14 protein-coding genes are annotated in these 14,367 nt (G+C 66.9%); 10 read left to right on the top strand and 4 right to left on the bottom strand.

Going from position 1 to position 14,367, the window contains the following annotated elements; translation table 11 throughout:
* Window positions 1-57: 57 nt before the first annotated feature.
* Both J2T21_RS10990 and J2T21_RS10985 read left to right on the top strand, forming a co-directional pair.
* Window positions 58-1,269, top strand: a complete 1,212-nt coding sequence (locus J2T21_RS10990) for an NAD(P)/FAD-dependent oxidoreductase (protein ID WP_307581366.1) — start codon at window positions 58-60, stop codon at window positions 1,267-1,269.
* Window positions 1,270-1,385: 116 nt separating this feature from the next.
* Window positions 1,386-1,751: a non-heme iron oxygenase ferredoxin subunit gene (locus tag J2T21_RS10985; protein WP_307581364.1), complete on the top strand. Its 366-nt coding sequence runs from the start codon at window positions 1,386-1,388 to the stop codon at window positions 1,749-1,751.
* Here J2T21_RS10985 and J2T21_RS10980 read toward each other — a convergent pair.
* A complete protein-coding gene (locus tag J2T21_RS10980; protein WP_307581361.1) occupies window positions 1,748-2,581 on the bottom strand; it encodes a hypothetical protein in 834 nt (277 codons plus the stop codon). The genes J2T21_RS10985 and J2T21_RS10980 overlap by 4 nt on opposite strands.
* Before the next feature lie 203 nt (window positions 2,582-2,784).
* Between J2T21_RS10980 and J2T21_RS10975 the strand changes: the two genes are divergently transcribed.
* From J2T21_RS10975 to J2T21_RS10960, 4 genes are all read left to right on the top strand, one after another.
* The gene (locus tag J2T21_RS10975; RefSeq protein WP_373457921.1) at window positions 2,785-4,071 is read left to right on the top strand and encodes an MFS transporter; all 1,287 of its coding nucleotides are present in this window, start codon (window positions 2,785-2,787) and stop codon (window positions 4,069-4,071) included.
* A 79-nt stretch (window positions 4,072-4,150) separates the two neighbouring features.
* On the top strand, window positions 4,151-4,603 hold the full coding sequence (locus J2T21_RS10970; protein WP_307581359.1) for a DedA family protein: 453 nt from the start codon (window positions 4,151-4,153) through the stop codon (window positions 4,601-4,603).
* Window positions 4,604-4,808: 205 nt separating this feature from the next.
* Window positions 4,809-6,185, top strand: a complete 1,377-nt coding sequence (locus J2T21_RS10965; RefSeq protein WP_307581357.1) for a S1C family serine protease — start codon at window positions 4,809-4,811, stop codon at window positions 6,183-6,185.
* A gap of 257 nt (window positions 6,186-6,442) precedes the next feature.
* Window positions 6,443-6,937 (top strand): Lrp/AsnC family transcriptional regulator, encoded by a 495-nt coding sequence (locus J2T21_RS10960; protein ID WP_307581355.1) that lies wholly within the window; start codon window positions 6,443-6,445, stop codon window positions 6,935-6,937.
* Window positions 6,938-6,945: 8 nt separating this feature from the next.
* On the opposite strand, the gene J2T21_RS10955 is transcribed toward J2T21_RS10960, so the two are convergent.
* Window positions 6,946-8,403 (bottom strand): GuaB1 family IMP dehydrogenase-related protein, encoded by a 1,458-nt coding sequence (locus tag J2T21_RS10955; RefSeq protein ID WP_307581353.1) that lies wholly within the window; start codon window positions 8,401-8,403, stop codon window positions 6,946-6,948.
* 239 nt (window positions 8,404-8,642) lie between these two features.
* Here J2T21_RS10955 and J2T21_RS10950 point away from each other — a divergent pair, with 239 nt between their 5' ends.
* From J2T21_RS10950 to J2T21_RS10940, 3 genes are all read left to right on the top strand, one after another.
* Entirely contained in the window at window positions 8,643-8,936 is a 294-nt protein-coding gene (locus J2T21_RS10950; protein ID WP_307581352.1) for a DUF1540 domain-containing protein, read from the top strand.
* A gap of 234 nt (window positions 8,937-9,170) precedes the next feature.
* Window positions 9,171-10,388, top strand: a complete 1,218-nt coding sequence (locus tag J2T21_RS10945) for an NRAMP family divalent metal transporter (protein WP_307581350.1) — start codon at window positions 9,171-9,173, stop codon at window positions 10,386-10,388.
* Between the two features lie 61 nt (window positions 10,389-10,449).
* Complete coding sequence (locus J2T21_RS10940; protein ID WP_307581348.1) at window positions 10,450-11,265, top strand: putative hydro-lyase; 816 nt, start codon at window positions 10,450-10,452, stop codon at window positions 11,263-11,265.
* Window positions 11,266-11,523: 258 nt separating this feature from the next.
* On the opposite strand, the gene J2T21_RS10935 is transcribed toward J2T21_RS10940, so the two are convergent.
* Both J2T21_RS10935 and J2T21_RS10930 read right to left on the bottom strand, forming a co-directional pair.
* On the bottom strand, window positions 11,524-12,519 hold the full coding sequence (locus J2T21_RS10935) for an adenosine deaminase (protein WP_307581346.1): 996 nt from the start codon (window positions 12,517-12,519) through the stop codon (window positions 11,524-11,526).
* The gene (locus J2T21_RS10930; protein WP_307581344.1) at window positions 12,516-12,752 is read right to left on the bottom strand and encodes a nucleoside hydrolase; all 237 of its coding nucleotides are present in this window, start codon (window positions 12,750-12,752) and stop codon (window positions 12,516-12,518) included. The genes J2T21_RS10935 and J2T21_RS10930 overlap by 4 nt, the downstream gene beginning before the upstream one ends.
* A gap of 289 nt (window positions 12,753-13,041) precedes the next feature.
* Between J2T21_RS10930 and J2T21_RS10925 the strand changes: the two genes are divergently transcribed.
* Window positions 13,042-14,316, top strand: coding sequence for an MFS transporter (locus J2T21_RS10925; RefSeq protein ID WP_307581342.1), 1,275 nt, complete (start codon window positions 13,042-13,044; stop codon window positions 14,314-14,316).
* Window positions 14,317-14,367: the final 51 nt, after the last annotated feature.

Raw genomic sequence — 14,367 nt, 5'->3', positions numbered from 1 at the left:
GTGTGTGCCCGCCCGCCGCACACACCCCTGACAGCCCCACGGATCGGCAACACCCCCATGAGCATTGAATCCATCCTGATCGTTGGCGGCGGCCTGGCCGGGTTCACCGTCGCGCAGAACCTGCGGACGCGCGGCTTCACCGGGACCATCGACATCATCGACCCCGCCGGGACCCCGTACGACCGCCCGCCGCTGAGCAAGGCCTACCTGCTGGGGGACAAGGACGCCGCGGGCATCGAACTGGCGCCGGCCTCCTGGTTCTCCGAACACCGGGTCGGACTTCTCCGCGCCACGGTGCACGCGCTGGCGACCGAACCGCTGGGCGTGGAACTTGCGGACGGCAGGAAACTGCACGCCGACATCCTGGTGCTGGCCACCGGCGGCTCCGCGCGCCCGTTGCCGGTGGCCGGCGGCGACCTGGACTCGGTGCTGGTGCTGCGCAGCCGCGCCGATGCCGACACGCTGCGCGGCAAGCTCGCCCCGGGCATCCGGCTGGCCATCGTCGGGGCCGGGCTCATCGGGGCCGAGGTCGCCTCCTCGGCGCTCGCACTGGGCGCCGAGGTCACGCTGATCGACCCCGTCGAGACCCCGCTGGTGCCCGCCGTCGGCCCGGAGCTGGCCCGGCGCCTGCACGCCATGCACTCCGGCGCGGGCATCACGGTCATCCACGGCACGCCCGCGGGCATCGAGCGGACCGGGGCGGGCCACCGGATCGAGCTGGACGACGGCCGGGTCCTCGAATGCGACGAGGTGCTCGTGGGCATCGGCATCATCCCCAATACCGCCCTCGCCCGGGGCGCAGGCCTGGCGACCGACAACGGCGTGCTGGTCGACGAACACCAGCGCACCTCGGACCCGCGGATCTACGCGGTGGGGGACATGGCCCGCACCCGGTCCGCCGACGGGACGCTGCAACGGCGCGGGGAGCACTGGGAACACGCCATGAACACCGGGGCCACCGCGGCCGCGGCGATCCTGGGCCAGGAACCGCCGGTGCACGGCGCCTCGTGGTTCTGGTCCGACCGCCACGGCACCCACGTCGAGGGCGTGGGGGACATGAACGCCGCGGGCACCACCATCCTGCGACTGAAAGAGGGGGAACCGGTGGCCGCCTTCAACGTTGCCGCGGACGGGCGGATGCTCGGGGCCGCGGCGATCGACGGCGGGCTGATGATCCGGGCGGCCCGCCGCATCATCGACCGCGGCATCGTTGTTCCGCCCGAAGCGCTTGCCGACCCCGAGGTCCCGCTCAAGAAGCTGGCCCGCTGACTCCCCGCACGTCCTTCGTGCCCCCCTTGCCCGCCGGGGCCCGGAAGGGCAAGACTGGGGGCAGTGGCGGCCGGTTGTCCCGGCCTGCCCTCCCGACGGAGAGGTGCGCGAATCGCATGGACACCGAGAACAGCCCCGGTTTGCCGGCCGTCGACCTGGGCGGCGAGGACCTGCTGGAACCGGGCACGGCGCTGCTGGTCCCCGCGGAATCCAGCGGCTACCCGGAGGACATAGCGCTTTTTCGCGCCGACTCCGGGGCTTACTACGCGCTGGACGATGAATGCCCGCACGAGGTCGCGTCCCTGTCCGAGGGCTGGATCGAGGACGACGAGGTCGAATGCCCCTTGCATTCCTCGCGCTTTTGCCTGCGCGACGGCAAGGTGCTGTGCCTGCCGGCCGTCCGCGATGCCCGCACCCACAAGGTCCAGGTCCTTGCCGGGCGGGTGCTGCTGCATCCGGGAACGGCCGCCGGCGGAAACTAGGGCAGCGGAATAAATCCCCGCACACGTTCCAGCGCCGCGGCCGTCCCGAGCTCGGCCCGGTCCGCCGGGTTGACCCGGTAATGCTCCAGGGTGCGCATCAGCTGGTCCGGGTTGGCGGTGAGCTCGTGGACCAGGATCACCAGGGCCTTGGCCTCGACGGCTTCCCCGGCCCGGTGACGCACCACGATCCAGGCCGGGCCGCGCTTGCCCAGGGGCCGGTGGCGGGCCGGATCGGTCGGCTCGATGCCCTCGAGGTCGTTCCAGTAGATTTCCCGGGTGCCGCGCGAGGAATGCAGCACGATGCGGCTGCGGGTGAGGTAGACCCCTGGATCCTGGGATGCGGCGGCAATGCGCGCCATGCGGATCCCGCGGTTCAAGACGTAGACCCCGATCCCGAGCAGGAAGACCGTCAGCAGGACGATCAATACCATCGGGTCGTAGCTGTGGATGACCAGCAGCCGTGCGCTCAGCGCCACGGTGGCCACCAGGATCACCACGGCCAGGCCCATCACCGCGGCGGCCCACTGCGGGGAGGTCCGGAACATCGGGAAGCACGTGGCTGCCCGCGGTCCCGTGCTGGTTCCGACCGCCGCGGTCGTGGCCGCCTGGTCCTCGGTCGGGCGGCGATAGGCCGCCACCACGCCCATCAGCACGGCCAGGGCACTGGCCAGCAGCCCGGTGGCAAGCACCGGCCGCTCGTGCAGCAGCGCGTACACCCCGGTGCCCGCCAGGAATGCCAGCAACACAAAGGACGGCACCAAATGGTGGGCCAGATTCCAGCCGCTGTGGCGCGGTGCCCACAACATTTGCCCGGATCCGCTTTTGCTCATGCCAGTAGCGTAATCTGCCCCGGCCCGAAAGCATGCGCGGTACGCGCAAGACAGGTGTCGTCAAAGGGGCGTTCGGGCCAAAACTCGCCTACGATAAACGCACTATGGAATCGATTCGCAAACGTGTCAAAGTGATCACCTGGCTGCTCATCGGGGCCCTGCTCGTGGGGACCGGAGCCGGCATGCTCTCGGGCATGATCTAGGTGGCGCGCACACCCAACGATCCCACCGCCCTTGCCGGCGGTGGCGAGGCGGGGCTCCCCGAGGCCCTGCGCACGCCGACCAAGGACGTCGCCCGAGGCTGGGTGGCCTCGGTCGTGGCGATCAACATCGGCATCAACATCGTCTTCTTCGCCCCCATCAACGTGTTGCTGGGGCTGCAGGCCACGGCGATCGATGCCGGGTCCAAGGAAGCGATCCTGTCGCTGGTCACCGCCTGCGGCGCCTCGGTGGCACTGGTGGCCAACCCGCTCTTCGGGGCGTTGTCGGACCGCACGGTCTCCAAGATGGGACGCCGCTCGCCGTGGATCCTCGCCGGGGCCATTCTGGGCGCCGCCTCGCTGCTGATGCTCTCCGGGGCCACCACCGTCGCGCTGATGCTGCTGGGCTGGTGCGGGCTGCAGGCCGGCGCCAACGCCGCCTATTCGGCCGTCACCGCCACCATCCCGGACCGCGTGCCGGAGCGCCGGCGCGGGGGCATCGGCGGGCTGGCCGCCATGGGCCAGACCGTGGGCATCCTGCTGGGTGCGGTGGTGGGCTTCGCCATCACCGGGAACATCGCAGTTGGCTACATGATCTGCGCCGCGGCCCTGCTGGTTTCCGTGGTCCCCTACCTGCTGCGGTCCAACGACCCGCAGCTGCCACGCGAGTTCCGCCCCGCCTTCAACCTGCTGGAGTTCGCCAAGGGCTTCTGGATCAACCCGCTGACCCACCGCGACTTCGGGTGGGCCTGGTTGACCCGGTTCATGATGAACACCGGCAACCAGATGACGATCGTGTATCTGCTCTTCTTCCTCACCGACGTGGTCAAGCACCCGGATCCCGCCGGCGGGGTGCTGGTGCTCACCGGCATCTACGCGGTCATGGTCATCATCAGCGCAGTGATCCTGGGGCCGATCAGCGACAGGAGCGGAAAGCGGAAGATCTTCGTGATCGTCTCCTCGATCGTGGTGGCCTGCTCCGCACTGATCATTGCCGTGTCGCAGAACTTCACCGGCGCCATCATCGGTGCCGCGGTGCTGGGGCTCGGGTTCGGCGCGTACCTGGCCGTGGACTTTGCGCTGCTGACCCAGGTGCTGCCCTCGGCCAAGTCCCGGGGCAAGGACATGGGCGTGATCAACGTTGCCAACTCCCTGCCCCAGGTCATTGCCCCCGCGCTGGCGTTCGTTTCGGTGAAGGTGCTCGGTGGCTATACGGCCCTGTTCATCGTGGCGGCCGTCATCGGCATCTTCGGTGCCTTGCTGGTGCGCAACATCCGCTCGGTTCCGTAGGAAAAGCGCACTTACCGTTCGATGTATGGTGGCTCACGAAAGTCCGGTTCCGTCACCCGGCACAGATAGGCTGGGAACCATGGACTGGTTAAAAGACGCACCCTTCGGCTGGGCGTTTGCCTTTCTGTTCCTGCTTTCCATGGCCCGTGCAAACACCACCTACTGGCTGGGCCGCGGCATCGCCGCCGGGGTGAAGCACACCCGGTTCCAGCATGTGCTCACCGGGCCGATCTACCAGCGGGCCGAACGCTTCATCCAGCGCTGGGGCACCTTTGCGATCCCGCTGTCGTTCATGACCGTGGGCATCCAGACCGCGGTCAACGCCAGCGCTGGCGTCGCCCGGATGCCGGCGCTGCGCTACCTCCCGGCGGTCGTTGTCGGCTGCCTGATCTGGGCCACCATCTATTCCACCGTGGGCATGGCAGTGATCTACGCCTGGCTGGCCCTGGGGTGGCAGTGGATCGTGGCGGGGGCCCTGGTGCTGGCGATCACGACCCTGGCGTGGATCCGCTACCGCCGCCGCGACGGTTAGCCCCGCACCTTAGAGCCCGGGATGCTCCACGGACATGGTGGCTGCCGGACTGGGTGCCCATGGCCCTTATAACGAACATACAACCTAAACCACGGATCTCTATCCTCGTCCGAAGCTCCCCCATATACTCCGATGACGTGCGCCGCACGTATTGGGGGCGTTGGCATGGTTCAGTGGGGACGGTGCCTTTTCTTGGGGAGGCATCATGACCGATTCACGAAAGATCGCTGCCACCGGCCTGAAAATGACGATCGGGCTTGTTCTCGCCGTGGCGTTGTCCGGATGCAATGGACCGGGCGCCGAAACTTCCACCCAAACACCACCGTCGCAAGGCGCCGGCGATGTGTCTCCAGAACCTGGCGGGACAGCAGGTACTGGAGCAACCCCAACGAATACAGCTCCGACCAAGCCAAAAACAAGCGATCCTGTGAGTCCGGAACCGATCAGTTCCCCACCGGTGCTGCCAAGCCCTTCTCCTTCGGGGGACTGGACTACGATGCAAACCGAGCTCGGGTCCGGAGTGGTCTTTATCCAGTCCCAAGGCTGCTGGAGGGAAACGTCAGGCCTCGGAACGGGTGCGCTCATCGGAAAAAACATGGTGCTGACAGCGGCCCACGTGGTGAATGAAGCGCACGAGATCCGGCTGATGCAGGGACACCGGGTAGCAACAGCCAAGGTCATTGGGTTCAACTTGAATGCGGATCTGGCACTTTTGCGTGTCGACAGCGATCTCGAAGGACACAAATTTGAAATTGCGTCACCGCTGCCGATACGCGGTGCCGAACTCGCAATTCTTGGTTTTCCGCATGCCGAAACATGGGATCCCGCACTTGGAAGTGATTCGCAGCTCCAGTTCAGCGAGGGGCATGTGAGCTCGCTGGGGCGGAGCATGGAGATTGAAGATATTGGAAAAGTGGCGAACCTTCTACAAACCGACGTGCTGGCCAATCCGGGAAATTCCGGAGGCCCCGTAGTGGACACCTCCGGCAAATTGATCGGTGTCGTTAGTGCGAAGGGGCGCTATGACGACGGCGGGCTCACTACGCCGCCGACATTTGCTGTTGAAGCCACACGTGCGGTGCAGGCAGTGGGTGAGTGGATTGAGCGGCCAACCGAGTACCCCGTCGCCGATTGCAGCGTTGATTCGGACCAAGAAAGCAGCGTCATTTTGGAGAACAAGGTAGACCATGACCAAGCGGCCAGCGTCGCAGAGACATTGCGGAAGTATGCAGAAGGCATCAATGTGGCCGATTATTCGCAGTCCTTCGCGCAGTTCTCTGATCAGCTGGCACTCAGAATGGTCAGCCCGGCAGCTTGGTCGAAGCGGTTGGGGACCTCCACGTGGAACAGCCTGACGATCGAAAAAATCAGCGGCAAGGGAGACATGCTTCGAGCCCGCGTTTCATTTGAGACAAACCAGGCGGCGGAAGAAGGCCCGGCAGACCTTGATGACCCCACCTGTTCGGTATGGACAATGAACTACACAATGACGTGGAGTGATTCTGGCTGGTTGATCAACGATTACAAGGAAGTGCCGGGCTCTCCGGCCGCATGTGACGTGGAAGAAGAATATGATTACTGATCTTGACCCTGGAGGGCTCATGACCTTGTCCGCTGGACGGCTGTCCTTCTAACGGAGCAAGGGCCCTTGACTATGATCCGCCGTTGGAAGCGCCAGCATCATGTTTCGCCGGTGCAGCCGCCGGCCCGGCCGTATTCCGCCGCGGACAGACCGTGTTCGGTTCAGCATGACTTCCTGCGGCGCGTTGGGCGCTTTGGCAAATATTCGTCGGTACGATTCAGGGAACCAATGTTTTAGTGCGAAAGCTGGGTATCGGCATGGCCATCACTCAAAGGAATGTTCGCCAGTCCAACCCCGTGGAGCTGGACGACATCGACCGCGGGCTGCTGCGCATGCTCACGGAGAATGCACGCCGCACCAACAACTCGCTTGCCGAGGAACTGGGCATCGCCCCCTCGACCTGCCTGGCCCGGCTCAACGCGCTGCGCTCGGCGGGGGTCATCCGCCGCTTCACCCTGGAAATCGATCCCGAGGTGCTGGGGCACGCGCTTGAGGCGTTGATCTTCGTGAAGATCCGCCCCGGCGCCCGCCACCTGATGTCCTCCTTCGCCGAGGAAATGCGCGCCAAGCCCGGGGTCACCCAGCTCTTTTTCCTGGGCGGCGCCGACGACTTCCTGATCCACGTGGCGGTGCGCGACTCGAAGGACGTGCGCCAATTCGTGCTTGACAACCTTTCGGCAAACCCGGCGGTGGCCACCACCCAGACCTCGCTGGTCTTTGAGCACAGCCAGGGCGCGGTGCCCTGGCTGTAGTCCGCCGGCTACCAGGACACCTCGCGCGGGCGTCCCTCCTCGTAGCCGGCCGCGGACTGAACCCCGACGATGACGCGCTCGCGGAACTGGGCAATCGAGGCGGCCCCGGCATAGCTGAACGACGAGCGGACCCCGGAAACGATCGAATCGATCAGGTCCTCCACGCCCGGACGCTGGGTATCCAGGTACATGCGGGAATGCGAGATCCCCTCATCGAAGAGCGCGGCGCGGGCACGCTCGAGGGCCGACTGGTGCCGGGTGCGTTGCTGCACCGCGCGCGCCGAGGCCATGCCAAAGCTCTCCTTGTAGAGCCGGCCCTCGCCGTCGGAGGCCAGGTCCCCGGCCGATTCGTAGGTCCCGGCGAACCAGGAGCCGATCATCACGGACGCGGCGCCGGCGGCCAGCGCCAGGGCCACGTCGCGCGGGTACTTGACCCCGCCGTCGGCCCACACCTCGACGCCGGCCTCCCGCGCGGCGGTGGCGCATTCCAGTACCGCGGAGAATTGCGGACGACCCACCCCGGTCATCATCCGGGTGGTGCACATGGCCCCGGGGCCCACCCCGACCTTCAGGATGTCGGCGCCGGCCGCGGCCAGGTCGCGGGTTCCGGCGGCGGTGACCACGTTTCCGGCAGCAATCTGGATCCGGCGCCCGGTGCGCCGGGCAAAGTCGTCGCGGGCGGCGACCGCCAGCGGAAGGGCCTCGATCATCTTTTCCTGGTGCCCGTGGGCGGTGTCCAGCACGATCACATCCACACCGGCCTCGAGCAGTTCCCGGGTCTTGGAGCCGACGTCTCCGTTGATGCCCACGGCCGCACCGACCATGAGCCGGCCGTCCGGGTCCACCGCCGGGGTGTAGAGCCCGGAGCGCAGCACGCCCTTGCGCGTCAGCACACCGGCCAGGTGCTCGCCGTCGAGCACCGGAACCATGCCCAGGTGCCGGGTGGCCAGGGTGTCGAACACCGAATCCAGGTCCGCGTCCTTGGCCACCGTGACGATGTCCGGGGTCATGACCTTGTTGATCGGGGTGAAGCGGTCGACCTCGAAACAGTCCTTTTCCGCGACGATGCCCACCGGGCGGTGCCCGTCGAGCACCACCGCCGCGCCATGGGAGCGCTTGCCCAGCAGCGTCAGCGCGGTGGAGACCGAGTCGTTGACGTCCACGGTGATGGGGGTTTCAAAGACGGTGTGTGCTGCCTTGACCTTCGTGACCATGTCGGTGAGGGCGGCCAGGGAAATGTCCTGGGGCAGGATCGTGACCCCGCCGCGGCGGGCGACGGTTTCGGCCATGCGCTTGCCGGCGACGGCCGTCATGTTGGAGACCACCAGCGGAATGGAGGTTCCCACCCCGTCCGGGGTGGCCAGATCCACCCCGGAGCGGGACACCACCGCCGATCGCGAAGGGACCATGAAGGTGTCGCTGTAGGTCAGGTCGTGGGCCGGGCGCACATCGTTGAGAAACTTCACACCTACAGGCTACAGGCGGAGCCCCGCGTGCGTGAGGCCCGTCACCCCGGCGCTTGCGGACCGGGCGGATTGGGTCATGCCCGGTGCACGGAATAGGCCGCGCAAGGTTTCGTACCCTTGGGTAGCAAAGGCCCGGATTAGGGTCCGGAAACGGCACTAATTTCTTGCACGCCTTTGGGTTTATCTTGGTAGGCAGAGCGGTCCGAATTCCGCGTGGCCGCCCGTTCCAGGAGTGCATCATGACCGTCACCGCGTCCGTCACCGAGTGTTCGGTATCCAATTGCTCGTTCAACGACCACACCCATTGCGGGGCGGCGGGCATCACCATCGGTGGCAACGCCGACCACGCCCAGTGCGCCACGTTCATCGACACCGGCGTACATGGCGGCCTGCCCAAGATCCTGGCCTCGGTGGGCGCCTGCCAGCGGGTCGAATGCGTCCACAACGACCACTTGATGTGTGGCGCCGAGTCGGTGCGCGTGGGCCCGGGGGCCGACAACGCAGACTGCCTGACCTACGAACACGGGGCCTGAACCGCGCCAGATTGAACGCTCCCCGGCCTGGGGGGTGCGCCTGCCTTCCGGGAAGGCAGGCCCTCGTCATGCCATGGCTTCGGGGCGCATCTGGCAGCGTCGGCGGAACGGTGCCGGGGAGGAGGGAAGTAAATTGTTGAACAACCTATTGCCAGGATTGTTCAACAACCTGTAGTGTACTTCTCATCGCTCCCACTTGTGACAGCAGTCACCCGCAACCCGATGGATGGAATCATGGCCACTCCTAGCACGAAACCGAAGCTCAGCACTTCTGCCAGGCGCACAGCAATGCTTGGCGCCATGTTCCTCATGGCCACCAGCGCCATCGGCCCCGGCTTCATCACCCAGACCACCGAATTCACGGTCCAGATCGGCGCCTCCTTCGCCTTCGCGATCGTCGTCTCCATCCTGGTGGACATCGCCGTCCAGCTGAACGTGTGGCGCATCATCGGCGTCTCGGGCCTCCGCGCCCAGGAACTTGGCAACAAGGTCCTCCCCGGCATCGGCTGGGTACTGGCGGGGCTGGTCTTCATCGGCGGCATGGTCTTCAACATCGGCAACATCGCCGGCACCGGCCTGGGCTTCAACGCCATGATGGGGCTCGACCCCAAGATCGGCGGCATCATCTCCGCCGTCGTGGCGATCCTGATCTTCCTGTCCAAGCGAGCCGGCATGGCACTGGACAAGATCGTGGTCCTGCTCGGCGCGATCATGATCCTGTTGATGCTCTACGTGGCAATCGTCGCCGCACCACCGGTCGGTGAGGCCCTGAAGAACGCGGTGCTTCCGGAGAACATCAGCTTCCTGATCATCACCACCCTGATCGGCGGAACCGTCGGCGGCTACATCACCTATGCAGGCGCCCACCGCATGCTCGACTCCGGCGCCGCCGGTGTCGAGAACGTCGGGGACATCACCAAGACCTCCATCTTGAGCATCATCGTCACCGGCATCATGCGCGTGCTGCTCTTCCTGGCCATCCTCGGCGTCGTCGCCGGCGGGGCCGTACTGACCACGAACAACAAGGCGGCCGAGGCCTTTGGCATCGCCGCCGGCGACATCGGCATGCGGTCCTTCGGCGTGATCCTGTGGGCCGCCGCCCTGACCTCGGTGATTGGTGCCGCGTACACCTCGGTTTCCTTCATCACCAAGTCCACCACCCCCGAACGCACCCGCAACCTGCTCACCGTCGCGTTCATCGGCGTGTGTGCGGTCATCTACATGTTCCTGGGCCAGGCGCCGCAGACGTTGCTGATCTTTGCCGGCGCCTTCAACGGCCTGATCCTGCCGGTCGGCTTCGCGGTCCTGCTCTATGCCGCCTGGCGCCGCCGCGACCTGCTGCAGGGCTACGTGTACCCCAAGTGGCTGTTGGTCATCGGTGTCGTGACCTGGCTGCTGACGCTCTTCCTCGGCTGGAACTCCCTGGCCGGCCTGTCCAAGCTCTGGGCCTAGCCCGAACACCCGCCCACAGCCCGCCAGCCACATCCACCCCTCCGGAAGGATTCCAGCAACCATGACACCCGCCAATTCGCCAACACCCGGAACCGGGGAACGAGCCGCTCTTTCCCCGGCCCAGGCACGTGAACTGTTCCGCAACGGATTGGCCGTGCCGACCGCCGGGTTCTCCCTGGGCTACGCGCAGGCAAACCTGATCATCGTGCCCAGGGACCAGGCCTTCGACGTATTGCTCTTCGCCCAGCGCAACCCCAAGTCCTGCCCGATCCTGGGCGTGCTGGATGCCGGGGAGACCAGCGGTGACCTGCTGGCCGGCGGGGACATCCGCACCGACGTGCCGAAGTACGTGGTCTACGAAAACGGCGTGAAGGTCGCCGAGCCCACCGACCTGACCGGGTACTGGCGCGATGACCTGGTCACCTTCATCGTCGGCTGCTCCTTCACCTTCGAGACGGCCCTGATGGAGGGCGGCATCCAGATCGCCCACATCGACCAGGGTGTGAACGTACCGATGTTCAAGTCGAACATCCGCAGCGCCTCGGCCGGGTCGATGTCCGGGCCCATGGTCGTGTCGATGCGCCCGATCCCCGCCTCCCAGGTTTCCGATGCCGTGCGCATCACCTCCCGATACCCGGCGGTCCACGGGGCCCCGGTGCACATCGGCAACCCGGAGGAACTGGGCATCATGGATCTGTCGAAGCCCGACTTCGGCGATCCGGTGGACATCCCCGCCGGGCACATCCCGGTGTTCTGGGCCTGCGGGGTCACCCCGCAGGCCGCCGTCATGGAATCCAGGCCCGCGCTGGCCATCGGACATGCGCCCGGGCACATGCTCATCACCGACGCCCGCGACAGCAACTACCTGGTGCCCTAGCAAGGCAGCTCTTCCACGAACCGGCATCAGCGGGAGCCGGCCGTGGTCCTCGATCCGCCATGGAAGTCCCTGTTCCCCCCCATGCAGGGTTCTTCCTGGCGCTCCAAAGGGTCGTCGACGGGAGCACCAGCCCATCGTCGACGCCCGTGGGAAGCGCGGCCCGGTTCTCCCCCCAGGAACCCGACGGCCGTGCATCCCGCGCCCGGGAAGCGACCGTTGTTCCCAGCCGTTCGCTTCCCGGGCGCCCCTGACTGCCGGCTACAGGTTTTCGGCGGCCAGCCAGGCGTCCACCTCGGCGCACAGGCGCGCCTTCGCCGGCTCCTCCAGGAAGGAAGACTCGATCGAGTTCCGGGCCAGCACCGCCTGCTCCCCGCGGCTCAGCTCGAACTGCCCGATGACCGCGGCGAAGTTCGCGTCCAGGTAGCCGCCGAAGTAGGCGGGGTCATCCGAGTGGATCGACACCTTCAGTCCAGCTTCCAGCATCCGCCGCAACGGATGCCCGGCCATGGTGTCAACCGTTCGCAGCCGCACGTTCGACAGCGGGCACACGGTCAGCGGCATCTGCTCTGCCACCAGCCGCTCAACCAGGGCCGGGTCCTCGAGGCAGCGGATTCCGTGGTCGATGCGCTCGACCTTCAGCAGGTCAAGGGCCTGGACGATGTACTCGGCCGGGCCTTCCTCGCCGGCATGGGCCACGACGTGCAAGCCGTGTTCGCGGGCGTAGGCGAAGACCTCCCGGAACAGGACCGGCGGGTAGCCGAGTTCCGAGGAATCCAGCCCGATGCCGTCGATGGCGTGCCTTTCCCGCACCATGGTGCGCAGGATCTCCATCGCCGATTCGGCCGGGGCGTGGCGCCAGAAGCAGGCGATGAGCCGGTGCGTGATGCCCCAGCGGGCCAGACCCGCGTCGAGGCCCGCACGGATCCCGGCGATCACCTCGGCAAGCGGCAGGCCGCGCTCGAGGTGGGCCTGGGGGTCGAAGAACAGCTCAACGTGCCGCACCCCGGATTCGTCGGCCCGGCGCAGGTAGGCGGTGGTGATCTCCTGGAAGTCCGCAGCGGTGCGCAGCACCGCCATGTTCGCGTAGAACAGGTCCAGGAAGGACTGCAGGTTGCTGAAGTCGTACTGCGCGCGCAGCTCCTGAAGCGAAGGCCATGGCAAATCGACGTTGTTCTGCCCGGCCAGGGGCAGGATGGTCTCGGGCTCCAGCGTCCCTTCCAGGTGTATGTGCAGTTCGGCAACGGGCAGTTTCACGGGCGGGCCAGCGCATCGTGGTGGCCCAGCGCAACCGGGATTCCCGCGTGGCCGGACAGCGCCAGCAGGTTCTGCGTGTTGACCGCGCCCTGCGCCGCGCTGGTGTTTCCGGAGACCGAGCCGATGCCCACCAGGTTGGCCCCGGCCCCCAGCAGGTAGACCAAGGCCAGGGCGTCATCGATCCCGGTGTCGCAATCCAGGAAGAACGGCCGTGTGTCGGTGGTTGTGCCCATGGGGTGGTGGTTTCCTTGCTCTTGGATCGATTCGCCTGCCACAGGCACGGCTCCCCGTGCGCGGTGCATCGTGCACGGGGAGCCGTGTGTGGAGCCAGGTATCCAGAATACCGGGCCGCCGGCGGGGCATCGGGCACCGTTTCAGTCACGTCCGCCCCTGCCTGGCAGGTTCCTTCCCGTCCGCGGGCGGCGGTGCGTCATCAATCCAACGCGGTGCGCAGAACCGTGGAACACTGACGTGCAATGCCTGTGATGCGCATCGCCTAGAAACTTGAAAGAGCCTCGACCCATGTCACGTCCCGCCAAGTACTGGTTTCCTGCGGCACTAAGCCTGACGATGGTCGGTTGGGGTGCCAACCAGTACGTTTCGCTGCTGGTCCATTACCGGGAGGAACACGGATTCTCCGAGGTCCTGGTGACCTCGCTGCTGGGTGTGTACGTGGTGGGCCTGGTCCCGGCGCTGCTGCTGGGCGGGCGGTACTCGGACCGCACCGGACGCAAGCGGCTGGCGATCCTGGCCGTGGCCCTGTCCATGGCGGCCAGCTTTGCGCTGATGGGCTCGGCCTTCGGCCCGGTGCCGCTGGTCATCGGCAGGCTGCTGGCCGGAACCGCGACGGGCCTGGCCATGGCCGCTGCGACAAGCTGGGTGAAGGAACTCTCCCAGCTGCCATGGGACGCTACCTCGGTGCCGGGCTCCGGGGCGCGGCGCGCCTCGTTGCTGACCTCGGCGGGCTTCTGGCTTGGCCCGGTGACCGGCGGGATGCTGGTGGCCTGGGCGCCTGTCCCCGACATCCTCCCGTACGCGGTGCACATCCTGCTCTGCGTCCCGCTGCTCTTCGTGCTGGTGCGGCTGCCCGAAACCAGGACGCGGCAACGGCGCCCGGTCCCGAGCGTGGCAAGGCCGGTAGCCTCGGGCGGTGCCCCCGCCCCGCGCGCCGGCACCGGACGCAAGCGCTTCCGGGCGGTCATCGCCCCGGCTGCACCCTGGGTCTTCGCGGCCGCCACCATGGGGTTTGTCGTCATCCCCGAAATGGTCCCGGCCATGCGGGAAGAACGCCTGGCCTACACCACCGTGGCGGTGGCGATCACCATGGGCTGCGGCGTGCTCATCCAGCCGCTGGCCCGCCGCGTGGACACGACCAGCAATGCCCGCTCGCTGCTGACCGGTGTAACGGTGGTGCTGCTGGGCATGGGCACCGTGCTGGCCGCGATCCTGCTGAACAGCCCGGTACTGGGGCTCGCGGCGGCGGCCCTGCTGGGCTGCGGCAACGGGCTGTTGATGGTCGGCGGGCTGCTTGAGCTGCAGCGTGCGTCCGGTCCCGACGAGCTCGGCACACTGACCGGGTTCTTCTACACGCTGGCCTACGCGGGGTTCCTCGCGCCGACCGCGGTGGCGTTCATCGCCCAGTGGGTCTCGAACACGTGGATCATGGCCGGGACCATCGTGCTGTGCGCCATCTCGTTGGGCGTCGTCGCGCTGAACTCGCGCAAGCACCTGCCGCATGCCCTGGAGCGGGTCGATTCCCGCAAGGAGCGCCGGGCCCGGCCCGAAACGACCCGGTAGCCGCAGGCTCGTCATGAAGCCGGGCCGGGCCGGGCGGGCGTGAAACACTGG

This window comes from Paeniglutamicibacter psychrophenolicus, assembly GCF_030812255.1.
Taxonomy (GTDB): Bacteria; Actinomycetota; Actinomycetes; order Actinomycetales; family Micrococcaceae; genus Paeniglutamicibacter; species Paeniglutamicibacter psychrophenolicus_A.
This window is presented reverse-complemented; position numbering and strand designations above follow the sequence as displayed.